18 protein-coding genes and 3 tRNA genes are annotated in these 25619 nt (G+C 52.7%); 9 read left to right on the top strand and 12 right to left on the bottom strand.

Annotated features, from left to right (window positions below; translation table 11 throughout):
* Window positions 1-50: 50 nt before the first annotated feature.
* Window positions 51-125, bottom strand: a tRNA-His gene (locus CI070_RS06905).
* A gap of 767 nt (window positions 126-892) precedes the next feature.
* Here CI070_RS06905 and CI070_RS06895 point away from each other — a divergent pair.
* Complete coding sequence (locus CI070_RS06895; RefSeq protein ID WP_143247127.1) at window positions 893-1531, top strand: hypothetical protein; 639 nt, start codon at window positions 893-895, stop codon at window positions 1529-1531.
* Window positions 1532-1571: 40 nt separating this feature from the next.
* Here the strand turns inward: CI070_RS06895 and dapF are convergent, their stop codons facing one another.
* From dapF to CI070_RS06865, 6 genes are all read right to left on the bottom strand, one after another.
* Complete coding sequence (gene dapF / locus CI070_RS06890; protein ID WP_094136024.1) at window positions 1572-2396, bottom strand: diaminopimelate epimerase; 825 nt, start codon at window positions 2394-2396, stop codon at window positions 1572-1574.
* A 59-nt stretch (window positions 2397-2455) separates the two neighbouring features.
* Window positions 2456-4696: a replication restart helicase PriA gene (gene priA / locus CI070_RS06885; protein WP_256943535.1), complete on the bottom strand. Its 2241-nt coding sequence runs from the start codon at window positions 4694-4696 to the stop codon at window positions 2456-2458.
* The gene (prmC, locus tag CI070_RS06880) at window positions 4696-5601 is read right to left on the bottom strand and encodes a peptide chain release factor N(5)-glutamine methyltransferase (RefSeq protein WP_094136023.1); all 906 of its coding nucleotides are present in this window, start codon (window positions 5599-5601) and stop codon (window positions 4696-4698) included. Before prmC ends, priA begins: the two co-directional genes overlap by 1 nt.
* Before the next feature lie 15 nt (window positions 5602-5616).
* On the bottom strand, window positions 5617-6693 hold the full coding sequence (prfA, locus tag CI070_RS06875) for a peptide chain release factor 1 (RefSeq protein ID WP_094136022.1): 1077 nt from the start codon (window positions 6691-6693) through the stop codon (window positions 5617-5619).
* Window positions 6694-6927: 234 nt separating this feature from the next.
* A tRNA-Glu gene (locus tag CI070_RS06870) sits at window positions 6928-7003 on the bottom strand.
* An 87-nt stretch (window positions 7004-7090) separates the two neighbouring features.
* A complete protein-coding gene (locus CI070_RS06865; RefSeq protein WP_094136021.1) occupies window positions 7091-8500 on the bottom strand; it encodes an alanine/glycine:cation symporter family protein in 1410 nt (469 codons plus the stop codon).
* 447 nt (window positions 8501-8947) lie between these two features.
* Between CI070_RS06865 and CI070_RS06860 the strand changes: the two genes are divergently transcribed.
* Window positions 8948-9358, top strand: a complete 411-nt coding sequence (locus CI070_RS06860; protein WP_094136081.1) for a GNAT family N-acetyltransferase — start codon at window positions 8948-8950, stop codon at window positions 9356-9358.
* Window positions 9359-9456: 98 nt separating this feature from the next.
* On the opposite strand, the gene glsA is transcribed toward CI070_RS06860, so the two are convergent.
* Together glsA and gadC are read right to left on the bottom strand one after the other, a co-directional pair.
* Entirely contained in the window at window positions 9457-10398 is a 942-nt protein-coding gene (gene glsA, locus CI070_RS06855; protein WP_094136020.1) for a glutaminase A, read from the bottom strand.
* Entirely contained in the window at window positions 10391-11959 is a 1569-nt protein-coding gene (gadC, locus tag CI070_RS06850) for a putative glutamine/gamma-aminobutyrate antiporter GadC (protein WP_179218349.1), read from the bottom strand. The genes glsA and gadC overlap by 8 nt, the downstream gene beginning before the upstream one ends.
* A gap of 485 nt (window positions 11960-12444) precedes the next feature.
* Here gadC and CI070_RS06845 point away from each other — a divergent pair, with 485 nt between their 5' ends.
* The 7 genes from CI070_RS06845 (at window position 12445) to CI070_RS06820 (ending at window position 22206) form a co-directional block, all read left to right on the top strand.
* Window positions 12445-18240 (top strand): RHS repeat domain-containing protein, encoded by a 5796-nt coding sequence (locus tag CI070_RS06845; RefSeq protein WP_256943534.1) that lies wholly within the window; start codon window positions 12445-12447, stop codon window positions 18238-18240.
* 2 nt (window positions 18241-18242) lie between these two features.
* The gene (locus CI070_RS13095) at window positions 18243-18659 is read left to right on the top strand and encodes a hypothetical protein (RefSeq protein ID WP_143245564.1); all 417 of its coding nucleotides are present in this window, start codon (window positions 18243-18245) and stop codon (window positions 18657-18659) included.
* A 334-nt stretch (window positions 18660-18993) separates the two neighbouring features.
* Complete coding sequence (locus CI070_RS06840) at window positions 18994-19500, top strand: hypothetical protein (RefSeq protein WP_143245563.1); 507 nt, start codon at window positions 18994-18996, stop codon at window positions 19498-19500.
* A 145-nt stretch (window positions 19501-19645) separates the two neighbouring features.
* A complete protein-coding gene (locus tag CI070_RS06835) occupies window positions 19646-20665 on the top strand; it encodes an RHS repeat domain-containing protein (protein WP_094136017.1) in 1020 nt (339 codons plus the stop codon).
* A gap of 29 nt (window positions 20666-20694) precedes the next feature.
* A complete protein-coding gene (locus CI070_RS06830; protein ID WP_143245562.1) occupies window positions 20695-21108 on the top strand; it encodes a hypothetical protein in 414 nt (137 codons plus the stop codon).
* A gap of 41 nt (window positions 21109-21149) precedes the next feature.
* The gene (locus CI070_RS06825) at window positions 21150-21578 is read left to right on the top strand and encodes a hypothetical protein (RefSeq protein WP_094136015.1); all 429 of its coding nucleotides are present in this window, start codon (window positions 21150-21152) and stop codon (window positions 21576-21578) included.
* A 217-nt stretch (window positions 21579-21795) separates the two neighbouring features.
* On the top strand, window positions 21796-22206 hold the full coding sequence (locus tag CI070_RS06820) for a hypothetical protein (RefSeq protein ID WP_143245560.1): 411 nt from the start codon (window positions 21796-21798) through the stop codon (window positions 22204-22206).
* A 683-nt stretch (window positions 22207-22889) separates the two neighbouring features.
* Here the strand turns inward: CI070_RS06820 and CI070_RS06815 are convergent.
* The 3 genes from CI070_RS06815 to CI070_RS06800 all read right to left on the bottom strand — a co-directional run bounded on the left by CI070_RS06815 (window position 22890) and on the right by CI070_RS06800 (window position 25527).
* Window positions 22890-22964, bottom strand: a tRNA-Gly gene (locus CI070_RS06815).
* A gap of 292 nt (window positions 22965-23256) precedes the next feature.
* Window positions 23257-24777, bottom strand: coding sequence for a proline--tRNA ligase (gene proS / locus CI070_RS06805; RefSeq protein ID WP_094136012.1), 1521 nt, complete (start codon window positions 24775-24777; stop codon window positions 23257-23259).
* A 57-nt stretch (window positions 24778-24834) separates the two neighbouring features.
* Complete coding sequence (locus CI070_RS06800; protein WP_022197168.1) at window positions 24835-25527, bottom strand: M50 family metallopeptidase; 693 nt, start codon at window positions 25525-25527, stop codon at window positions 24835-24837.
* Window positions 25528-25619 lie beyond the last annotated feature (92 nt).

Here is a 25619-nt window from a genome sequence, read left to right as displayed (position 1 = left end):
GGGATAGTAAAAAAGAGCACCGTAAGTGCTCTTTTTATAAAGGAAAGGGATGGGGTGTCGGACGGGGCTCGAACCCGCAACAACCAGAATCACAATCTGGGGCTCTACCATTGAACTACCGACACCATTTAGTGTTGTGGTGCGGCAGACATTACCCGCTCTCTTCCATTTTGGCAAGAAGAAAATAAGTTTAATGAGTTTTTTTGAATGGAATATTTTCTCAATAATACAATAAGAGCATGCCGGGGCGGTTATTTGTTTCCTCTTTGGAAAATTGCGGAGAACCTGTGTGATCTTCTATTGCACCCTCCTGGATTTGATGTAAACTTTTTTATTATGGGGATTGATGTAGTATATGCCGCCTTTCGGGCCGACCCGGTAGGTCCTGTTTTCCCGCGCCCGGAGGGCTCGGTGGGAAGCGTGCTCTCCCGGTATCATTCCGGAACACAGCGGCGTATATTCCGGAAGGAGCGGTTTGCGGCCGCATTGGGGGAAGAAGAAAAGAACCGGAAGGAGGACGATCTGGATGAAAAGGGAGGGCTTCACAAGGATATTATTATCCTTTTCGGAGAGTTGTTTTGTCAAGTTGGAGAGTCCGGATAAGCGGATTTTTGTGAAAAGGACATGATTTTTTATGAGTTGTTTGAAAACGAATGTTTGAATTTATTTTATTTCCAATTACTGTTTCCGCAGTCGCTGCTGCATTTTAGTTGTTAACCGGCCTCTCATCTGTATCCGATCTATGAATTTCTTTCCTCATATTCCCATGCTGTCTACTGTATTCAACAGTATAGGTTGCTATTTATTGCCGTTAGGGGCTGTTTTGCTGTGGCTTTTGTACGAGTCAAGAAAATCAAAGGCTTTTCTTCTTGTCGGGCTGGTGTTGATGATCATGGTATGCATGTTTTTTCAGGAGGCCAGCTCTCCCAGCCGGGAATATCCGTGGGACCGCATGATGGAGCATGTTTTTACGGGAACGCTTCTGCCTTTCCTCTGTCTGCTGGGCTATATTCTGTACGTGTTCCTTTGCGCCTGCATTCCGGTTTACCGGAAGGTGTGGAAGGGAATCGGGTTTTTTGTTCTTGGAGGAATGAGTCTGGCTTTCGAATACGTCAATGTCTTCTTTCCGGTGGCGTTGCTGGCGGGGTATTTGTTCCGTTTTACCGTTTTTCGGAAATTCAGGAATCACCTCCCCTTGATCAGAAAATGCCACAGGGGGCTTGCCGTAGGGGTCATTCCGGGAATCTGCCTGATCAGTATTGTCTGTGCCATTCTGTTTCCCCCTCCGGAGAGTTTTATATGTGAGAGGATTCATGAGGAAATGGCGCGTGACATGGCCCTGTGGAATTACCAGAATAATCTGGTTCTTCTGTCCAGCCATTTTCTGAATATGGAGCGTGAAAACGGCTGTATTACCGTGAAATATTATTGCGAAACGAATATGGGCCCTGCCGTGTACAAGGCGTTCTGCAATAATTACGGCGGTTACGTTAGGGCGGAATGTTCCCTGCTGAACAGGCAGTCCCGCTGATGGGTGAGAGGCTGTTTTTTCTGGCCGGGGAGGCTCAGATCTAGATCTGAATGTCTCCGGTGAACACAAGGTCTGCCGGTCCGGTCAGCGTCACGTCAGTGAAACGGTCCCCTGTGCGTTGGAATCCGACTTTAAGCGTGTCTCCACCCGCCACGTCCACCTGAATGGGGGAGGGAGCGTCCGTCAATACGGCATGCAGCAGCGCACAGGCGGTCATCCCCGTTCCGCAGGCAAGCGTTTCATCCTCTACGCCGCGTTCGTAAGTGCGTATGGCAATGTGCCCCGGAGACAGGATTCTGGCAAAGTTGGCGTTGGTGCCTTTGGGTGAAAAGGCATCATGGTAACGCAGATAGGCCCCCAGTTTGGCAATGTCCAGGCCGTCCAGCTTGTCCAGAAACGCTACGGCGTGGGGAACGCCCGTGTTCAGGAAATGGACATCCGCTCCCACAGCCGGGTCGGCATTCAGCACGAAGAGCTGCATGGAGTGGGGATTGGTCAGGTTGACGGTGACGTTGCCGTCTTTTTCAAAGGTGGCGGTGACGACGCCGGCCATTGTTTCAAAAGGAAGAGGCGTTGTCTTGTCGTGATGAAGCAGGGCGGCGGCAAAGTTGCCGAAGCAGCGGGCCCCATTGCCGCACATTTCCGCCTCTCCGCCGTCCGCATTGTAATAACGCATCCGGACAATTCCCCCCTTGCCCTGGGAAGGTTCCACGGCGATCAACCCGTCCGCCCCAATGCCGAAGCGGCGGTCGCACAGGGCTTCTATGGTTTCTTTATCCAGCACGGAGGAAAGGCTCAGGTCACGATTGTCCACCATGACAAAGTCGTTGCCGGCTCCCGTCATTTTGTAGAAATGAAGCAGCATAATAGTAAGTTGTGTTGTGCCGGAATTCTAATGTTCCCGGCCGGTTTTGGCAAGGCGGCTTACATGAATGACATGGCATCCACGTCGATTACGGCCGTCAGGTCTTCCCCCAGTCCGGCTTCCTGCACCAGTTTCCGTAGGGTGCGGGAGAGGATGCGGGCGGAAGGTCCCTTGACCGTAATCTGGAATTTGAACTGTCCGTGCGCGCGGGGAATGGGGGCGGGCATGGGGTCGGTCATCGTGGCGGGAGGGGGAAGCATGCCGCGCAGGCGGGACGCGAGGGTTTGCGTGGCGAATTCCGCCATGCTTTCATGCTGGGACCGTATGGTCAATACGGCGATATGGGTGAAGGGGGGCAGGTCGAACGCGCGCCGCATTTCCAGTTCCTGAGTTGCGAAGCCGTCCGTATCATGGTGTCGGGCGTATTGCAGGGAGGGGGACTGGGGCGTAAAAGTCTGGATAATGACTTCTCCGGAAAGGTCACCGCGGCCGGCGCGGCCCGCTACCTGCGTCAGGAGCTGGAATGTGCGTTCCCCTGCACGGGGATCCGGGATGTGGAGCCCCAGGTCCGCGTTCAGCACGCCTACCAGCGTCACGTTGGGAAAGTCCAGCCCTTTGGCGATCATCTGGGTGCCCAGGAGAATATCTATCTTATGGGCGCGGAACTGGTTCAGAATGGTCCGGACGGCGTTTTTCCGCCGGGCCACGTCCGCATCCACGCGCGTGATGCGCGCCGCAGGAAAAGTGCGGCGCAGGATTTCTTCCACCTTCTGGGTTCCGTACCCCTGGAGCAGAATGTTGGCGGACCGGCATTCCGGGCAGGAACGGGGCGGAAGGGCTTTGAATCCGCACAGGTGGCACATGAGGCGGTCTTCCGTACGGTGGTAGGTCAGGGGCAGGGAGCAGTGCATGCACGTGACTACGTGGCCGCAGTCCGGGCATTGGATGGAGCGTGCGAATCCGCGCCTGTTGAGCAGCAGGATAACCTGTTCCCCTTTGTCCAGACGCCGGTCAATGGACATTCTGAGGCGTTCGGAGATAACGTTGGGACCGGATTTATTTTTCCCTTCCGTTTTCATGTCCAGGATGCGAATGAGCGGCAGCTGCTGGCCGTCCGCCCTTTCCGTCAGTTTTACCAGGGAATACTTTCCAATCAGGGCGTTATGGATGCTTTCCAGGGAGGGAGTGGCGGAGCCAAGAAGCACGGCGCAGTTTTCCAGATGGGCGCGCAGCACGGCCAGATCCCTCCCGTGGTAGCGGGGGGAACTTTCCTGTTTGTAAGAGGCGTCGTGTTCTTCATCCACAATCACCAGGCCCAGATTTTGAAGGGGGGCGAAGACGGCGGAACGGGGGCCGATGACGATGCGGGCCTTTCCGGAACGGATGGCATGCCATTCGTCAAAGCGCTCTCCGTCCGAAAGGAGGCTGTGCAGCACTGCCACGGAGGAAGGCAGTTCCGCGAAACGGGATTTGAAACGCTGAACCGTCTGGGGCGTCAGGGAAATTTCCGGCACCATGATCAGGGCGGATTTTCCGGATGTTACTATTTGGGAAACGGCCTGTAAATAAACCTCCGTCTTGCCGGAACCGGTAACCCCTTGCAGCAGGATCGGTTTTTTGTGCTCTGCCGCGCACATGGCCGTGATTTCTTCCAGCGCTTTCTGCTGCTGGCTGTTCAGCTTCATGGGCTGGGTGGGGACGAATTGCTCCCCGGTGCTGGGGTCCCGGTGCACGGCCTCTTCCTTCAGGGAGATGAAGCCTTTGGCTTCCAGGCTACGGGCAACGTTCAGGGCTCCGGCGCCGAATGCTGCCAGGGGGACGGCCTGTTGTCCCGCGGATGAGAAATAATCCAGCATTTGGGCCTGTCGGGGCGCTTTGCGGTACAGGGCATCCAGTTCCTCCCGTGCCGGAGTTTTTTCCAGATACACCATTTTGCGCAGTTTTTCCGCCGTATTTTCCTGACGGACGGTTTCCGGGAGCAGACACCGGATCATCTGATCCAGAGCCACGGAGTAATAGTCCGCCGCCCATGAGGCCAGATTCATCATCACCGGGGAAATCAGAGGCTCCGGATCAATCAGTTTCAGAATGGGTTTGAGCCTGTCCTTCCAGGCCGGAGACGGTTCCGACAGCGTAAGCACGGTTCCGGTAGCCGTTCTGTTGCGCAGGGGAACCTGTACGCGGCAGCCCGGCCTGACGTCTCCCGCTTCCGGAGGAATGCCGTAATCCAGTACCAGATCGCTTTGTCCGTCAACCAGAATGCGCGCCGCCTGCATGGAATGAAAAGAAGGGATAAACATTAACGGTAGCCGAAGGGGAAACGGGCGACGCCGCTCATGTCTTTCAGAACTTCAATATAATTGTAGCCGTATCCATCCATGATTTGTGTTACGACGGATGCCTGGTCGTACCCGATTTCCAGGGCTACAAAGCCGTCTTCATTCAGGTAATCCCGGGCGCGGGACAGAAAGCGTTCAATGATTTCCCAGCCTTTAGGCCCTCCGAACAGGGCTGTATGGGGGTCTTTCATAACTTCCGGGGCAAGTTTTTCCCCCTCCGCAATGTATGGCAGATTGGCCACGATAACGTCAAAGAGCATGTTCCTCCCGTCTTCCCCTTTTTCCCCTTCCGGGGCGGAATCGGCATCTTCTGGGGGCAGACCCGTTTTTTCCGGGGAAATGTTGGCGAACAGGTCGGTCTGGATGGTGGAGACTCTGGCTCCCAGCCGCATGGCATTTTCCAGAGCCAGATCAAGAGCCTGCGGGGAGATGTCCGCCAGCACAACTTCCCTGGCGCGCTCCTTGAGCTCCAGCGCCAGCGTGACGCCGATAACGCCGGAACCCGTGCCCATGTCCAGGATGCGTACCGGATGATCCGGGATTTTCCTTAGCACCATTTCCACCAGTTCCTCAGTTTCCGGGCGGGGAATCAGGGCACGGGCATCCGTCAGGAAATCCCTCCTGAAAAATTCCGTGACGCCCAGCAAGTGCTGCAACGGTTCTCCCGCTGCCCTGCGTTTCAGCAATTCGCGCAGAGGGGCCAGTTCCGCTTCTTCCACGGGCCTGTCAAACTGGGAGTAAAGAGCCGTGCGGTTGCAGTGCAGGACATGGGCCAGCAAATGCTGCATGGTGGCGCGCGCTTCGTCGCACCCCTGGCGGACCAGATAATCCGTGCCGGACTGAAGGACTTCCAGTAAAGTTTTCATGCAAGGGAAAAGGGGTTAGGACATTCCGGCCTCCGCCAGGCGTTCCTGCATTTCCGCGTGCTGGAGGGCCATAATCAGGTCTTCCAGCTGCCCCATCAGGATACCGTCCAGATTGTGGGAGGTGTAGCCGATGCGGTGGTCTGTCAGACGGTTCTGCGGGAAATTGTATGTGCGTATTTTTTCTTCACGGCCGCCGGAGCCGATGAGGCTGCGGCGCGCGGCGGAATATTTTTCCGCCTCTTCCCGTTTTTTGGCTTCAAAGAGCTTGGCGCGCAGGATTTTCATGCCTTTTTCCCGGTTTTTCATCTGGCTGCGTTCTTCCTCGCACCGGACATAAACTCCCGTGGGCAGGTGCCATATCTGAACGGCGGATTCCGTTTTGTTCACATGCTGGCCCCCGGCTCCGCCGGAACGGCATACTTCGATGCGGAGATCTTCCGGGCGGATTTCTATGTCCACTTCCTCCGCTTCCGGCATGACGGCCACGGTGGCGGTGGAGGTATGGATGCGTCCTTGGGTTTCCGTAGCGGGAACGCGCTGCACACGGTGTACGCCACCTTCATATTTCAGGAAGCGGAACACTTCTTCCCCGGCAATGCGGCAGACGACTTCCTTGAAGCCCCCCACGTCTGACGGGCTGCTTTCCAGATGCTCAAAGCGCCAGCCGCGTTCTTCCGCAAAACGCTGGTACATCCGCAGCAGGTCTCCGGCAAACAGGGATGCTTCATCCCCGCCCGTTCCGGCGCGGATTTCAATAATGGCGTCCCGGTCTTCCGTCGTGTCGCGGGGAAGCAGGCTGTACTGCACGTCGCTGCGCAGTTTTTCCAGGGCGGCTTCCAGTTCCGGAATCTCCAGGGAGGCCAGTTCCGCCAGTTCCGGATCGTCCGTCTTGGCCAGTTCCTGATTGTCCGCCAGCTGTTGTTCCGTGGCGTTCAGGGAATCCCATGTTTCCATGAGTTCCTTCAGGCGGCGGTGTTCTCTCATGATTTCCGAGGCCTTTTTCTGGTCATTGAAAAAGGCCGGTTCGGCAATGACTGTTTCCAATTCTTCCAGGCGCTGGCGGCGTTTTTCAATGAGAGGTGTGTAATCCATGGCGTTTGCGTGTAAAGAATTTTAAAAGATGGCAGGGCTTTCTGAAAGCCAAATCCGGGAAATGTAAGACAATTCCGGCATTTAAAAGAAGGAGGGCCGCTTCCGGCGCCTTTGCCGCGCTTTCCTGAATCCGGGAAACCGGGCCAAAAGAAAACCGCAGCCATTACGTTTTTCCGATATGCTTTCCTGAAAAAGGGAAAAGCGGAATCATCGTAACTGCCGCGGCGGTAAAGCTGGCATCGCGTACGGGACTCGAACCCGTGTTGCCCGCGTGAAAGGCGGGAGTCCTAGACCGCTAGACGAACGCGACTTTTAGGTTTGCAGGGACTGCGCGGCGAAGTAAATACTACCGGAGGCCGAAAGGCAAGAATTATTTGAATCCGAGTTAAAAAAATCGTTATTTTCCTTCCGGTATGTGGGATTCGTCGTAATCGTCCAGCCTGTGTTGCCAGAGGTAGTGCCGCGTTTGCTGGACAAGCACGCCGGAAAGTGCCAGCAGGGAAATGAGGTTGGGCAGGGCCATCAGGCCGTTGGCGCAGTCTGCAAAAATCCATACCAGTTCTATTTTAGAGACGCAGCCGATGAAAACCGCCGCCACCCAGATGACGCGGTAAGGCGTGATCAGCCGGATGCCGCCCAGGTATTCCAGCGCTTTTTCTCCAAAGTAGGACCAGCCCAGAATGGTGGAAACTACAAAAGTAACTAGGCTGAGCGTGAGCAGAGGGGAGCCTAGGTAAGGAATTTTGCTGAATGCCAGCGTAGTAAGCCTGGGGCCGTCCGTGCAGGAAATATCCGGATGCGCGATGATGCTGGTGGTCAGGACAATTCCTGTCAGGGCGCAGATGATGACGGTATCCCAGAAGGGGCCGCTGGAAGAGATGAGCGCCTGCCTGACGGGGTTGCGGTTCTGTGCGGCGGCGGAGGCGATGGCTGCGGACCCCAGGCCGGCCTCATTGGAAAAGAGGCCCCGGGCCACACCGGTTCTCATGGCAGCCATGACGGCCGCCCCTGCCGCGCCCCCGACGGCGGCTTCTCCCGTAAAGGCGCAATCCAGAATATACCGGACGGCAGGAAGAATGTACTCCGCCTGTACGGTCAGAATATACAGGCATCCCAGGATGTAGATGACGGCCATGAACGGCACGAAGAAAGCGCATACCCTGGCAATGCCCCGGATGCCTCCCAGCATCACCAGCGCCGTCAACGCCGTCAGTACAATGGCTGTGCCCCAGGAAGGAATGGAAAAGGCATGGTGGAGCTGTTCCGCAGCTGCGTTCCCCTGCGTCAGGTTTCCGATGCCGAAGGCGGCAATGGCCGTGAAGACGGCGAAGGCCGTACCCAGCCATTTGCTGTTCAGTCCGCGTTCCAGCACGAACATGGGGCCTCCGCTCATATTGCCGTCCTTGTTCTCCACCCGGTATTTGATGGCGAGCAATCCTTCCGAATAACGGGTTGCCATTCCCAGAACTCCCGTCAGCCAGCACCAGAAAACGGCTCCGGGGCCTCCGGCGGCAATCGCCACGCCCACGCCGATGATATTACCGGCTCCGATGTTGGCGGCCAGGGCCACCATCAGGGAACTGAACGGGGAGATATCCCCCTTGTCCGTATGATCTTTCACAAAATACAATTTCAGGGCCTTAAGCAGATAACGCTGCGGAAACCGCAGGATGACGGTGAGGTACAGGTGCGTGCCCAGCAACATGATGAGCAGGGGCCAGCCCCACAGGAAGCTGCTGAAAGCGGATAGCCAGGACGTGAGAGCGTCACCGGCCTGGAAAAAGGCATTTTGGAGGGCATCAGGCATACCGGAGGGATTCTAGGGAAAAGTAACGTGGTGACAAGCCCTTAAACAGATGACGGAGAAAGGTTTTTCGCGATGTTATGAATCCTGGACCGGAGTTTTTCCGCTTTGGGGGAATCGATTCCAGGAAAAATGCCGTTTCCCTGATAGAAGATGTGTGTTCTGAGTGCGGCTCTTCTTCCCTCCGGAAGAGGATGGAGGCAGGAGCGAACGAGTTGCTGACTGGGAAAAGGGAGGGTCTTGTTCCCGGCGCGCGCGTTCTTATCATAAGCTCCGCCATGTTTTGGAATGGGCAAAGTCCTCGGACAGACGGTGTTGACTGCGCCGGCAGGAGCAGATAAAACCTTGAAACAAGGTGTTCATCCGGCCGGGGGAAAGGCGTTTTCCACTCAGGCGGTGATGTGGCCGCGACAGTACAGGCGGATCATCAATAATCAATTAAAGAAGAAAATGATTGTTTTTACGGAAGAAAAGAAATTTTCCAGGGAAGATGTTCAAGAATTGTTTCTGTCCGTTGGCTGGATTTCCGGACAATATCCGGGGCGTCTGTATAAAGCGCTCATGAATTCGTCCACTGTTGTGACGGCCTGGGATGGCGACCGCCTGGCAGGGCTGGTGCGGGTGCTGGACGACAGCGAGATGGTTGCCTACATGCATTATGTTCTGGTGCATCCCGCCTATCAGGGCAGGGGGATTGCTGGAAAAATGGTGGAAATGGTTAAGGAAAAATACAGGGACTACCTGTATCTTGAAATCATGCCGGAGGAGAGCAGAAACGCCTCTTTTTATGAGAAGCACGGCTTCCGGGTTATGGCAGACGGCGTAGCCATGCAGCTGTGCAATTTTTCAAACAGGAGCTGATGCGGGCTGCCTCGGAGCGTTTTTCCTGGCCAGGGTACAGTAAACCCGCGGGAATCCTTTCGGATTTTGGCTCCGCGGGTTTACCTTCTCATCCCGGATCAGCTCCGGAAAAGGTTGAGATTCAATTCCCTGATCATGGATTGAAGAGCTGCCTGCCCCTTGACGGTATTCCCTGCGGGATCCAGGGGAGGCGAAAAGGCCGCCATAGCCAGCTTGCCGGGAGCTACGGCCACCAGGCCGCCTCCCACGCCGGACTTGGCCGGAAGGCCTGCATTGTACATCCAGTCCCCTGTGGAATCATAGAGGCCGGACATGCACATTTCCGCCAGAATGGGGGGAACATTTTCCTCCTTTACCACACGCTTCTTGCTGACGGGATTGATCCCGCCGTTGGCGTAGCAGGCGCCCATCAGGGCCAGCTGGGACGCGGTGATGTTCAGGGAACACATGCGGGTGTACAAATCCACAATCATGGGCGGCGTATTGTAAAAATAGCCGTAGCTGTCCAGCAGCCAGGCGATGCCGCGGTTGTGCTGGTTGGTAGCGCTTTCCGACTTGTAAATCTCCTGGTTCACGGTCAGGGCCGTGTTGGCGAAGTTATTGAAATTATGGATCATGTTTCCCCATATTTCATCGGAATCCGAACCGTTGACCAGGCTGACCGTCGCCATAGCCCCTGCGTTGACCAGGGGGTTGAGGGGCTTGCCGCCGTGCAGCTCAACCGCCATCACGGAGTTGAAGGGTTCCCCGGTGGGGTCCGCTCCGATCTTCGCGCGCAGCTGCTTCATGCCGATCAAATCCATGACATAAGCCAGGTTGAATGCCTTGGAGATGGATTCAATGGCAAAGGGCGTGTCCGCGGAGCCTGCGGTCAGCAGGTCTCCGTTGACGGTGACCACGGCAATCGCCAGCAGGTCGGAAGGCACCTGGGCCAGGGCGGGAATGTACGAGGCGTTTTTGCCTCCCTGGACGGTTTTGGCGTAGGCGTACGCGTTATCCAGGGCCGTCCGGATTTGCTCATTGGAAGGAATGTTACTCATGGGATATGGTGTGGCTAGGGGTTGCGGTGGAATGGGAATCATTGTTTTTTTCCCATCCGAAGGGTTCAAAGGCGTCTTCGGGATCCACCGGCCGTTTCCAGGAGGGTTTGGCCATGGCATGGATGATGAAGGGAATACCCGCGAAAATGAAGGTGCCCGCCACCAGAAGGAGAATGTACATGGTACTGCTGCCTACGGTAATTTGATTCGGCGGGATGAAGCTCACTAGGAAAGCCGCCAGGCTGGCCAGAAGGCCGAGGCCCCCGACAACCCACATGCCGAAGGTTCTGCCCCCGGGAATGCGGAAGGTGCGGGGCGTATTCGGTTCCCGGTAGCGCAGGTAAATGCCGGACGCGAACATCAGCATGTACATGATGAGGTACAGAATGATGGTCAACTGGGAAATAATCTGGTAGGCGGATTGCACGGAAGGCATGATCACAAACATGATGGAGAGCAGGGTGACGATTCCCCCCTGAATAAGCAGGATGCCCATCTGGACGTTATTCTTGTTCCGCTTCTGCATGACGGGCGGAAGGTTGCCGGCCAGGCCCACCTGGTACAGGCCTTTTGAAGGGCCTCCCACCCATGCGGTCACCTGGGCCAGAACGCCTACGGCCAGCGCAAGCGCCAGAATCCAGTTCATCCAGCCGAGGCCGAAGAAGCTGAAGTAGCTGTCATAAGTAATCAGCAGGCTCTGCACCAGATTAATCTGGGAATTGGGAATGATGAAGCCGATGGCCAGCGTGCCCAGAACGAAAATAAGCACCGTAATGATGGCGGAAATCAGAATGGCCAGCGGATAATTGCGTCCGGGATTATCTACATCCTTCACATGAACGGCGGACATTTCCATCCCCGCGTAAAACAGGAAGATGCTGGCAGCCAGAACGAGGTTGTTGAAATTGCTCATGTCCGGCACCAGCTTGTCCCAGCTCATATCCAGCAGGATCGGATTGCCTCCGGCCCAATAGCCCAGGCCCAGGAGGATCAGGATGGCTCCGGGAACAATGGTTCCGATGATGGTTCCCCATTTGGTGACGCCTGCGGAAGTCTTCATGCCGCGCAGGTTAAGCAGAGTTGCCGCCCAGTACACGCACAGCACCACGATGAGAACGTACCATTTATTGGCGGCAAGAGCTTCATCCCATCTTTGCCCGGGCCCCATGAAAGCCAGGGAAACGGCGGCGAATGTCAGAACGGTAGGGAACCAGATGGTGCTTTCAATCCATTGCAGCCAGATGGCCAGGAACCCCCATTTCTTTCCGAAAGCCTCGCCTACCCAGCGGTAAACGCCGCCTTTTTGAGGCCATCCGGTAGTAAGTTCCGCGGCCACCAGGGAAACCGGCACCAGAAAGAAAACCGCAGCGAAAATGTAATAAAAAACGGAACTTAGTCCGTAAGTGCTTTCCGCAGGCATGCCGCGCAGGCTGACAATGGCGGAAACGTTGATCATGGCGAGCGTAAATACTCCCATGCGGAGGACGGATTTTACCGCCGGAGCGTTACTTGTTGCTGCGGGGCCTGTTGGAGCGGCCCCTGGTTGAGTCGTATTATTCATTGGTTTATTTCCGGGTTGAGAATTGGGACGGCGTAAAGAAAGTGCCCACACCGGCCTTATCTGGACGACCAGACGGGAGACCCTTTCGTTGAAGGGATGATGCAGATAGAGCTGCCGGAGTTTGTCTTAACGGGGGCCGGGGAAGTTGTTCAGCCCGTCCACATGGCCATTTGGCCGGCAGTGGATGCGGGGGATGTCAGGCAGCGCGGAAAAACATGGTTATTCCCTCCGGTTGTTGGAAATAAATATATATTTTAAAAGAATATTGATTGATAATAATTTATTGTAATTAGTAACAATTATTCAAAAATGAATCATTGCTCTGTTCCGTTTTCCGAGATACATAAGAACAGTGAATATAGAGAAGCGTTGTCTTCTTTGATGTTCGTCCCTCAATCGTCAATTATCTGGATTTTATGAAAGATCAACAGGTTCAGCGTCATGCGAATTCTCTGTCTGATAATTCCCTAACAGCGTCAGGAGGTGTGCCGGTCCCGTTTAACAAGGAGGCCGGGGCGTTCAGCGGCAGCTGGGACTGGGGGATTGTCGTTGATCCGCTCGGCCCGGGGGAAACGGCGGAGTGCCGTCTGATGCTGGGGGTGGATGATAACGGCTCTCTTACTGTTGACGGCGAGGGAATTTTCATTCCTGGGGAGGGCAAATACCATGGAGGGTCTTATAGGGAAAAAAGCTTGAGCTTCCCCATTGAACCGGGACCGCACCGCGTGCACATGACTTATGAGAACGTGGCTGTTCCTCCTGAATGGACTAATCTCGCCATCCTTAATTATTCCATTGAAGTCATGGTTTCGGATGGAACCTCTTCATCCTCCTATCAGCCGGATGAAGGTTATCCGGAACCCGTAAGTACGGAAGATGAGGGGGAAGACGTGCCGTGTGAATGCGGGGAGGAGGCTGCTGGCGGCAATGGCTCCCAGAGCAGTTCCAGTTCTCCCTGTCCGGAGGAAGACAACGGAGAAGGGGATAACGGTGAAGATGAGGATCCCTGCACCTGTGAAAACAATGAGGGCGGCAGCAGCAGCTCTTCGGCGCGCGGCGCGCGCTCTTCCTCCACCCTTTACGGTTCGTCGGCCGCCGGCAGGCGCGTGGTTGCCCGGACGCTCAAGACGGAAATGATCTGGCGTACCAATTTCGGCTCTTTCCGGGGCATGACGGGGCTGCCTCAGGGATTGCTGGAAATGGTAGGATACACATTCTCGGCTGAGCTCTGGTCCCCACGTGCGCTTCATTACTGGCATCCGATGACTCGTGAAATCATCTCGGCGCCATCATCGGGCATCGGGGCGAATACCGCTTTCCAAATCAGGAGCGGCGGAACTGCCATTAACTACTACTGTTACGCGGATGGAGACGGCAGCAGGGGGGACAGCGTGGCCCCCATTGCAGGATCCGCCAAGCGCGGGGGCTCGGCGTGGTTCGGGAGGAGCTCCACTTCTTCGGCAAGGGCGGGAGAATTCTGCCTCAGTATCCGTTCAAACGCGGGCAATACCGTTAACTATACCGCAGGTTCGGCCTCTTCCTTGAAATACGCCACCGGCTACACCGCTAAAAACGGCGCGGCTTACACAAGAGAAGAATTTGACGGAAAGCTGGATATTGTGCGGGCTTCGGATGGAAGCATCCGGCAGATATGGAACCTGTGGGACGGGCTCGCCAACATCGAAAATGTCACGGAGTCCGGTTACCGCATCGCCCTCTATCTCCCCGAACAGGTGGGAGGGAAAAACAGTTCCACCGGCCTTTATTCCGTCACGGGCGACCCCTTTAAAACCTTCACAATTACCGGGGACGCGGCTGCGGGCAGACTCTCCGTTACCGAACAGACCGCCGGGCGCGCGCCCTACACCACCCGCTACTGGCAGGGAGCCGACGGAGCATGGAACATGGCGCAGGGGGAAGGAGAAGACGCCATATTCACTCTGAAAGAAAAGCAGATCGTTTCGTCCGGCACATGGAAACTCATCACCACCATCCAGCGGGGGGAAAACGGCGCTCCCATCTCCCGCGTCTGTGAGACTTATGCCGTCACCCGCAATGGCAATTTGTGCACCAGCCGTATTGAAGGCTACGGAACGGACTACGCCCGGGAAACGACTTACGAGTACACCGGCATGGGAAAAATCGCGAAGGAAACTGCTCCTGACGGAAGTGTCAAGACGTGGGCATACGACCGTTTCGGCCGTGAAATCGTGTCCAGCGTCCCCTGGGCGGAAGCCGGCGATAAGGTCACTTACACCACGTATCGGGACCAGACGCAGGCGGATCCGGATATCCTCACCCAATGGGTGACGTTGACAGCCACTGCGGCGGAACTTTGGCGCGCGGATTACACCTACGTTGAGGAAAATCATGTGCGGCGCGTGGAAAAACGCACCACCGCATTGGGGGAAGAAAACGTGCGTCTGGAAGTGAAGGAATCCTGGCTCGGCACGGCTCCCAATGTTTATGCCCGCGGACGCCTGAAGATGAAACAGGGCATGGACGGCATTCAGACGCATTATTTTTATGAAGAGACGGACCAGTACGGAGCCCTTTACAAAGTGACCGCGGAAACGCGGATAGCGGGAGAGAGCGTCCCCGGCCTGAGCTCGCGGAAGGTTACTTACGTCTCCGGCCAGGGCAATAACATGCGTTATGAGCAATACGCCCGGCTGGCCGATGGCGCCTGGTCCATGACGGACGCGTCTTCTTATGAATATGACGTTGAGAACCGTTGGGTAAAGCGCACCCGCGCCAATGGGCGCGTTTCCGAGCGCATGATGACCTGCTGCGGCCCGTTGTGGGAAAGGGATGAAAATGGAGTGACCACTTCCTATTCCTACAATACGGCCCGCCAGCTGGTGGAAACCATCCGTTCAGCCGTTACGGACGGGGAAACCATGATCACTCCGGAAACCATCACGAGCTATACCCGTGATGCCCTCGGTAAAATTACCTCCCTGCGCAGGGATGCAGGCCCAATGACGACGGTGGAAAGCCGGGAATACGATTTGCTGGGGCGCCTGATAAGAGAAACCGATATTCTGGGGCGCACCACCGTCCGCTCTTATAGCGGGGATGGCTTGGTAGAAACTGTTACCACGCCCGCCGGCGCTACGCTCATCACCCGGAAAAGCCCTTCCGGAACAGTAGTGCGGCGTTACGGCACCGGGCAGCAGGATATCCTTTATACCGTTGAGGCCACGGCGGAAGGGATCCGCACGACGGAGGCTGTGCCGGGCGGGGAGGGGGGAGAGCCCCGCGTCGTGACGGGAAGCTCCACCGTCAACGGCTTTGGCGAGCTTGTACGGATTGCTGCCGCCAATACCCTGAATAGGGAAAACGTGCGCACTCTTGCATACGATGACAAGGGGCGCCTTATCAGGGAACAGCTGGCGGACATGGCGCCGACACTCTATGCCTATGATGCCTTTGGGAACAGGACAAGGGCAATCGTCGCCCTGGAGGATGAACCGACCATCCTGAACTCCCGCATTACTGACTACGCTTATGTGGCCGAGAGCCGTGAAGACGGCATCTACAGACTTGTTTCCATAACAAGTTATACTTCTTCAGGTACTCCCGTTCTTCAAAAGCAGGCGTCCTTGCTCTCTGCTCTGAGTTCTGTTCTTGCCGGCAAAACTGTCATGACGGATCCCCGCGGCCAGGATACCGTGGAGTGGACGGAGTATGGCGGCGGTTCTGTCCGTCTGCAGAAGAAAACCGTGCCCGGCGTCGGGAGCGTTGCCCTCACGCGCGTCGTGGACGGATTCACGACGGCGGTTACGGGCTTTGACGGCGCGACCGCCCGCCGGCAGCGCACTTATACGGAAACGGGCATCACCTATGCGGACACAGATGTGCGCGGTAACGTTTTTACCGCCGTCTGCGACATCGCCGGCCGCATCATTTCCGGCACGGATGCCGCGGGCAACACGACCACCTACGCTTATGCCCAGCCCTTTGATCTGCCTACCTGCGTTACCAATGCCCTTGGTAAAACAGCCTGTTCCGTTTATGATATCCGGGGCCGCAAGGAAGCCGAATGGGGGACGGCCATACAGCCCGCCGTATATGCTTATGACGCCGCCGGCCATATAGTGAGCCTTTCCACCTTCCGTGATCCCGGGGATGTCATCACTACTGATCCCCGCCTCCGGACGGATGGGGACATCACCACCTGGACGTACGATGTCGCTACGGGGCTGGTTGTCCGCAAGACCTATGCCAATGCCACCCATGTGGATACCGCTTATGATGCGCTCAACCGCGTTTCCGCTACGACGGACGCGCGGGGAACCGTTGCCTCCCGCTCCTACGCCCCCCTTACCGGGGAGCTTACCTCCATTACCTTTAATGACGACGGTTTTACCCCCTCCATCAGCAGCCGCTACAATCATCTGGGGCAGCTGACGCAAATTGAAGACGCTTCCGGAACGCGCACGTTCACGTACAATCAGTATAACGAACAGGAAACGGAAACGACGGCTGGCCTTGCGGCAAGCGTCTTGACCCTCCGCCGTGACGGAGTGGGGAGGCCCTCGGGCTACTGCCTGGACTATGCGGGCGCCGCCGCCTTGCAGACGGCATGGGGGCATGACGCCTCCGGAAGGCTTTCCACCGTCTCGCTGAACGCCGTCGCGAAGCCCTTCACCTACGGCTACAATGCGGAAAGCGGCCTGCTGGACACTCTTGATTACCCCAACACGTTGAAATGGCGGCGCACTCTGGAAGAAAAGCGCGACCTCCCGGTGAATATTGACTACCTGCGCCCCGGCAGCGCCAACTACCCGGCCAAAACCGACTACTCTTACGATGTGCTGGGGCGTCCCGTCACGAAGAAAGACTATTTCAACACGTCCGCGCCCGACCTCACCCACGCCTACGCCTACAATGACAGGAATGAACTTGTGAGCGACGCGATGAGCCGGGGCGGCATATACAGTTACGCCTACGATAACATCGGCAACCGCACAACCTCCCGGGAGGGAACGGATTCCCTTCCCGCCACATACGTTGCCAACCGGCTTAATCAATACACGGATATCACCGAGGGTACGGAGCCGCCCTTTGTTCCCACCTATGACGCCGACGGCAACCAGACGAAAATTCAGACGTCCACGGGAGAATGGGAAGCCGCCTACAACGCGTTGAATCAGGCGGTCAGCTTCACGCAGGGGGACAGGCGTATTGAGTGCGTTTACGATTATCTGAACAGGAGGGTAGAAAAATCCGTCTATGAAGGGGAAGCGCTCATGTCAGGGAAACGGTTTATCTACCAGGGTTACCTGCAAATCGCGGAACTGGATGCTGCGGACGCTTCGGAATCCGCTGAACCCGTCCTGCGTAAAACGTACCTGTGGGATCCCCTGGAACCGGTAGCCACTCGCGTCCTGGCGATGAGCGTCTTTGATGAAACGGGCGCCTGTGTGGAAGATCTTTATTACACGCATGACGCGTTGAAGAACACGACAGCGCTCTTCGGCATCAAGGCGGGCCGGCGAGCTTTGTACGAATACGGCCCGTATGGGAATGTTCTCAAGATGGAAGGCAATGCGGCAGAAATCAATCCCTTCCGCTTCTCCAGCGAGTATTTCGATGAGGAAACCGGGCTTGTGCAGTACAATTTTAGATATTATAATCCGAAGGATGGGAGATGGTTATCGCGTGATATTTTAGGAGAGATGTATACTCAAAATAGTTATGCGTTTATGAAAAATCACGCAATATTTAGATTCGATCTTTTAGGAATGTACGAATACGATGAGGAAACAAAGAGGCAAACAAAACAATTTGAAAAAATGATTAATGATTGCCTTAGTAAATTTCAAGGTAGCGGTCAATACAAAGCTCATCCAGCTGCATTGATGTCGCAAGAGTTTTATGACGATTATCCAGAAGAGATTCCCCCCAATTGTCTGGCTCATGCAATAGGTTGTCAAAAGCCAATTGGTACTACCTATGATCAAGCTGTTAAAGAATTAGCTCAAGATTGTCGTGAAGTGCCTGATGGCAACTGTTTAGAAAATGAGCACGCTGTTATGCTATATGGTTTCGAACCTAATGCAGATGATCCTGATAGTTATCATGTAGTTCGTCAAGATCCTAATGGAAACTGGTCTGCAGCTGTAGGGAGCCTAGGAATAGTTTCAGAAATTAAAGACCCGCAGGTTCATACAAATGCCTTTTATAATAAGTGTATGCAAGATCTTGGTGGAACGCCTTTGATAATTGATGATAAAAAAACAAAAAGATATTGTTGTTGCGACAGAAAACAATAAGTATGAAATCAATAGTAATAATCGCAATTTTGAGTTTGATTGCAGTTAAATTGTCATTTTCTAACGAAAATGTATACTATCAATATTTATGGCAGCAATATTTGGGTCTTTGGGATCCAAATTTGGGATCAAATATAGATATGAGGAGAGTGCTTAACAAAGCAACAACTAATCCTTCACTTGGTTCTAAGGAAGCGAAGGAAATCATTAAGCAGGGAAAGAAAATAGTTCCTTTTATTATATCGGTTGGTGAAGTAAGCTGTATCCTCACAAAAATGAAGGCCATTGCCATCATAAAAAAAATCTATGGTTGGGAGGATGATCATGAAATTTATGATTCTAACGTGGATCAATATTGGGAAAATATGAAAAAAAGGATTCTGAAAAACAACAGTTCCAGGGTAATTGAAAAAGAATAATTCAAAACATGAGTAAATGGATTGTCTAATTAGATTGGTCAATTGATGAATAATTAAATTTTCCGATTCTTAAATTAGATTCCCAGAAAATTGAGTTTATTGCTAACTGTATAATTTTTAAAAGCTGGAAAATATCACTCACTATATTATTAGTGATTATTTTTTTATATAGTCATTTTTGCTTTTTATATGGCAAGCAAATAATCAACGGAGTTGCTGATAGGGAAACGTGTTGTTGTTATTTAAAGTTGTGGTGCGGGAATTCACGTGTACAGGCAGGTGCTGGAGCATGTTGTAGTGTGGTCCTTAATCATAGTTCTACGCATAAAATCATATGAAATTCATTTTTGTTATTACTTTCTTTTTTCTATTATCTCACAATGTCTATTGTTCAACATTTGCATGTGAATTAATGCGGATTAATAAAAAGATTGGAATACCCGATTCTTTATTTTATGTTAAAAAGATAGCCTCGTTGGACAAGTATATAAGCGAAAATATATGTGATGAATATGTAATATTTTCTAAAATTGATGATTCATTTCAGATTATTCTTGATGGCAATATCAGGAATTTTACGATTTATTTATCTTCTTTGGATAAGAATCATTTTGTTATTTGTAATAATTATGCTTCCAAAGAAAATGTCCTTACGATCTATCAACTTCTGGATAAAGAACCTTATTTAAGAAAAATATACCAAACTCCAAAAAACAATAAAGACCGTGTTTCTTGGGAAGTATATGATTGGAGGGAAAATTGTATTATTTTAAAGAGTAAATCTGAAGAAGGAAATTCTGGAGAGAAAATAATCTATTTTCAGATTGATTCAAAAAAATAATAAATATAATTTATTAGAGGTGATCTTATTGCGCTTATGTTATCGGGTACATGACTTGCCATCATGATCATAGGGTTCGCGATAGGTTCTTAACACGAAATAGCTAGCAAACTTTTATTAATCCGTCTATGAAGGGGAAGCGCTCATGTCAAGGAAACGGTTTATTTACCAGGGTTACCTGCAAATCGCGGAACTGGATGCTGCGGACGCTTCGGAATCCGCTGACCCCGTCCTGCGTAAAACGTACCTGTGGGATCCCCTGGAGCCGATAGCCACGCGCGTCCTGGCGATGAGCGTCTTTGATGAAACGGGAACCTATGTGGAAGATCTTTATTACACGCATGACGCGTTGAAGAACACAACGGCGCTCTTCGGCATCAAGGCGGGCCGGCGAGCTTTGTACGAATACGGCCCGTATGGGAATGTTCTCAAGATGGAAGGCAATGCGGCAGAAATCAATCCCTTCCGCTTCTCCAGCGAGTATGCTGATGACGAGCTGGGGTTGGTTTATTACAATTACCGCTACTATAATCCCCAAGATGGAAGGTGGATCAGCAGAGATCCTGTCGATGAACAGAGCGGATGGAATCTTTATATCTTTGTCAAGAACAATACATGCCTGTACTCTGATACGCTTGGACTTTCTGAAGATGCTGAAACGGAATGTTGCAAGGATGGTGTAAAATACTCTAAAATTGCGGATGACGCAGGAAGGGAATGTTGCGAATATGAAATACAGGAAATTTTTATTCTGGTTAAACCATTCAGGAATTTGCTAGGAAATGTAGGACATGCTTGGGTCAAAACGCCCAATATGCAGAGAGGCCTCTACCCCGGAAGTTGGCACAAAGGCGCTTTAGGCGTTGGAGCCGGAGAAATTCAGGATGATGCCCATAATGAAGGAGCTGCCGATCCTAGAAATTCCTACACTTATAAAGCCTGTCCTGAGTCAGTAAGTAAAGTAGAAGAACAGATCCGGGAAGATGAAAAGAATGTTCCTCAATATTCACTATACAACTCGGGAGCAAGAAATTGCTGCGGATGGGCGTGTGAAATCGTGGAAAGAGCTGGTTTTGTAGCCCCGTTTGTCCCCGATACTTCTCTTCTGGCTCCAGCTCCTCAAGGGCATAGAGGCTATGGCGAAGGAAGAGTGCCTTGCAAATAAACAAAAAGGGAATTAATAAATTATTTAAGATGAAAAAGAAAATGTGGATCGTCATAGGAATAGCCGCTCTTTACTTCATTTATTTACCGTTCTCCCTCTTCTGGTCGGGCATAGATAAGGGAAACGGTATGAAGAGGAGTGTAACTCTGTTGAAAACAGTGGAAAAGGATTTGGAACTCCATAAGATATTTGCCCGGCATGGAATGAAATTAATAGGCGATGGAGCTTCCTGGAGAGGTAAAACTTGTGAGATCTGGTTCGTTGTCGAAGACGGAACGAATGCCCGGATTCCTCCGGAAGTCGAGGAGTATCTGTTAAACAACCCTGACCTCGTGAAAGGCTGCCGTATCGAAGTGCAAATCAAAATTCCCCCTGAATCAAAAGAAGAGCCTTACAGGGTTTGTTGCGAAAAAATATATTTTCCATGGAGACTTTTCTATTAAATGAAGGGCATATTATGGAAAAGCCAATCAACATGAAATAGATGCTATTAAAAAAAATAGCGAATGTCCATGCGATGAAAATCAATAAATATATTTCAATAGTCTTTATCATTTTATTTTCAATATTATTAGCTGATTGTGCAATATCAGAAGAAAATAAAAATCAACATATGGATCCAGATCGGATTATCTTGAGAGATTTGACTAAAAATTTACAAGTTATTGTAACATTTGGTCATCCCTCCCGGAGAAAACAAGAAATTATACTTAAAGAAAATCAGCCTGTAAATTTCTTTGGCATCGATTTTGTTTTGCGTAAAGGTATTTTATACGCAAAACGAGATGAAGAGGAGAAGATCTTCCTTTCGCCCGGGTCATATTATATAAATATATCTCCTATAATAAAGGGGACATGGGAGTCAGGTAAGACATTTATTCCTTTTGAGGGGAAACATCATCCCAAACAATAATGGGTATGAATATAAATTTATGCCAATTATTTAATTGCGTAAACAGGCTTAATATTTTTTCTGATTCCGTTATTTAATTTCGGAATTATATAGAATAATTTTGCTGTAAGATTTCTAGAATATTCTGAATATTGATATTCAGTAAATTGATTCGATGAAAAATCGGAAAGATCAATGAAGTAAGACTAAAGTAAATAATGCCGACAAGTTATTTAAGATGAAAAAGAAAATGTGGATCGTCATAGGAATAGCTGCTCTTTACTTCATTTATTTACCGTTCTCCCTCTTCTGGTCGGCCATAGATACGGGAGACGGTTATGAGAGGAGTGTAACTCTGTTGGAAACAGTGGAAAAGGATTTGGAACTCCATAAGATATTTGCCCGGCATGGAATGAAATTAACAGACGATGGAGCTTCCTGGAGAAGTAAAACTTGTCAGATCTGTTTCGTTGTCGAAGACGGAACGAATGCCCGGATTCCTCCGGAAGTTGAGGAGTATCTGTTAAACAACCCAGACCTCGTGAAAGGCTGCCGTATCGAAGTACAAATCATGGCCCCTCCGAGCAATGGTTATCCTTACACTACTTATTGCGAAAAAATATATTTTCCGTGGAGACTTTTCTATTAGATAAATGCGGAATTATGTTTCCTATTTCTACGGGAATCGCTCTTTTTGGTTCATCTTTTTCTAATTCTTGATGGATGGAGCCATATGTTCTCGTTGCCGACTAACTTCCTGCGGCAACTGATGAAAGAAGCGGTATAAAATTATTTCAGGCATGCGCCAGCATTAATCATGAAATCTTACACTCTTCACTCATCGGATGGATAGCGCTGTTTCCTACAGCTTGTGTAACGCTATTCGACAAAAACATTAGCTTTCCTGTTTCTCTATCTATAACATTAGGATTGGCAATGTTCATCGGTCAATTTACAAGCCTGTTTTGGGGATTGTGTGGTATCATCGTGAATTCGAATAGAAAAGACGATCTTATTGCACTTATATTGTCAGGTACATGGCTTGTCATCATGACCATAGGGTTCGCGACAGGTTCTTGATACGGTGATCATTAAGTCCTCCTAGGTTTCAGAGGATAAACGCTAAGTCATTAAACAATAAGGCAGGACATGCCTGTGAAAACCGGTAACGTCTGCCATGAAGGATGATCGTCCGGAGGGCTTCACCAAGGCAGATGAAAATGTTTCCTGTAACGGTTTTGCAATAGGGGGGAGACAGTTTTTTCTGTACGGGCCGTCATATAAAACCCGCACATCATCAAGATTTGTGCGGGTCTTTTGCTATAAAAAAGTTGGAGCGGATGATGGGATTCGAACCCACGACATCAACCTTGGCAAGGTTGCGCTCTACCCCTGAGCTACATCCGCTTTAAATGATTGGAGCCTTACGGCGTCCGTGTGCCGAGGAGTATATAAGGTTTTCCGGTCTTGGCAAGATTTTTTTAGAGAAAAAATCCTGTTTTCCCGGAATAAGGATGTCGCCGCCGGCATGGGGACACAGGAGAAGAAAGAGTTCTGGTCTGCGATACATGTTGTTCCGTTCTTTGTTGATGCCGTTTTTGGGAAAACAGTGGAGGGGCGCATAAAAACGGGATTGTTCCGTAAAGGCCCGTTTGGGCCTGCCTTGGAACAATCCCGTTGAAAGGGACAATCAGAGGGCTCAGTAGCTTCTGGCCCACAGAACGCGGCGTGTCGTCATGCGTCCGGTGAGGATGCAGGGAGCCGGTTCGCCCTGGCCCAGTTCGCCGAGCGGGATGCAGCGGATGGAGATGCGCAGCCGTTTAGCCAGTGCTTCTTCTTCTTCCGGAGACCCGTCCCACGGCACCTGGAGCCAGTCTGCGTCTCCCTCACCGGAGAAGTTTTCTTCCAATTCCCGCAGCGTGGAGGCAGGGCGGATATGGGAGTCCCGGAAGGAAATGGCCCGCTGAAGCAGGGCGTCCTGGATGTTTTGGAGGATATCCGCAGCGGTATCGATCAGTTCCGTTTCCGGGACGAAGGATTTTTCATTGGCGGGCCGGTCACGCCGCTGAAGGCAGACGGAGCCTTTTTCCAAGTCCCGGGGGCCTATTTCCAGGCGCACGGGCACGCCTTTTTTCACCCATTCCCATTTCTTGGCGCCGCCGCCCAGATCGCGCTTGTCCACCAGCACGCGCAACGGCTGGCCATGGAAGGTTTTGGCCCGGAGGGTGCGCGCCAGCTCCTCGCAGTGGTCCAGAACGGCCTGACGGCTTTCTTCCTTGGGCGTGACGGGAATGATGACGATTTGCTGGGGAGCGACGCGGGGCGGGCAGACGAGTCCGTCGTCGTCGGAGTGCATCATGATGAGCGCTCCGATCATGCGGGTGGAAACGCCCCAGGAGCTCGTCCATGCGAATTGCTGGGTGTTGTCCCGTCCGGCGAAGCAGATGTTTTGGGATTTGGAGAAGTTCTGTCCCAGGAAGTGGGAGGTCCCGGCCTGGATGGCCTTGCGGTCCTGCACCATGGCTTCCACCGTGTAGGTCTGCTCCGCGCCGGGGAAGCGTTCCGCCTCCGTCTTTTCCCCGGGAATGGTGGGAATGGCGAGCACGTCCCGCTGGAATTCCTCATAAACCTTGTGCATGGTGAGGGTTTCCTCAATGGCTTCCTCCCGGGTTTCATGGGCCGTATGTCCTTCCTGCCACAGGAATTCGGCCGTGCGCAGGAAGATTCGGGGCCTCATTTCCCAGCGCATCACATTGCACCACTGATTGACCTTGAGGGGCAGATCGCGGTAGCTGGAGGTCCAGCGGGCGAAAGCCGCGCCGATGACGGTTTCCGAAGTGGGCCGGATGACGAAGGGTTCCGTAAGCTCCCCGGTGGGAATCATGCGTGTCTTGCCGGTGGTTTCATCCTTCTGCGCTTCCAGCCTGTGGTGGGTGACTACGGCGCATTCCGTGGCGAAGCCTTCGGCATGCTCCGCTTCCTTTTCCAGATAGGAGATCGGAATCAGGAGGGGGAAATAGGCGTTCGTGTGGCCGGTGTCCTTGAAGCGCTGGTCCAGGTCTTTCTGAATGAGTTCCCAGATGGCGTAACCCCATGGCTTGATGACCATGCAGCCGCGAACCTCGGAATTTTCCGCCATGTCGGCGGCCTTGATGACTTGCTGGTACCACTCGGGGAAATCCTGGGCGCGGGTAGGGGAGATTGCGGTTTGTTGAGACATATTGGATGGTTTGTTGAATAGAACGGGCGGAGCCCGCAAAGGAAATTCGGAATGCTGTTAAAAGGGGGCGTTTTTGTATTCCCGGTAATTGCTGTAGGCGAAGAGGGCCATGAAGATGGGGATAAAGTAGCCGTGGAAGAGCTGAAAACTGAGCAGTCCGATGAGGATGGCCGTGATGAAGCCGGTCATGAATACTTTCCTGGGGGAGCGGATGTACTGGGCGATCAGCTGGCCGCCGTCCAGGGGATAGATGGGCAGCAGATTCAGGAGGGTCCACCATTCTCCAATCATGATGAGGCAGGAGAGGATGTACAGCTTGGGGGAGATGAGCGCCGCTGTGAAGGGGCTGATGGCCAGGTCCCAGAAGTCCAGGTTGTGAGAGGCCATGACGGGAGCGACGATGTTCCAGGTGAGCCACAGGCTGATGATGCCCAGCAGCAGGGTCATCATGGGGCCCGCCAGAATCATGAGGGCCCTGCCTCCGCGCGTCAATTGCATGCCGTGGCTGCTTGTCAGGCCGCCGAAGAGTTCCAGAACAATCGTCTGCTGGCCGCCGCCCAGCCTGCGTCCCACCAGCGCGTGCCCCATTTCATGGGACAGGATGGCGATGAAGCCGGCAATGACGAACAGGGCCGGATAAATGAGATCTTCCACGCTGCTGATGCTGAGGGCGCCGCCGAAAATGGCCAGCACCACCCAGAAGCTGGGGCGGATGTAAACAGGTATCCCGAACAGGGTGAAATGAACCATGCGCGAGAGGGTAAGGGCAGATTCCCGTTTTGCCAAGCCCGGAGAATGTGCATGCCCCGTTTTGGCGTTGGAGAGGCGCAGCGAATTGTGTT

The sequence above is a fragment of the Akkermansia muciniphila genome (assembly GCF_900184965.1).
Lineage (GTDB): Bacteria > Verrucomicrobiota > Verrucomicrobiia > Verrucomicrobiales > Akkermansiaceae > Akkermansia > Akkermansia muciniphila_A.
Note: the sequence above shows the minus strand (reverse complement) of the source record. Positions and strands in the feature narration are given on the sequence as shown.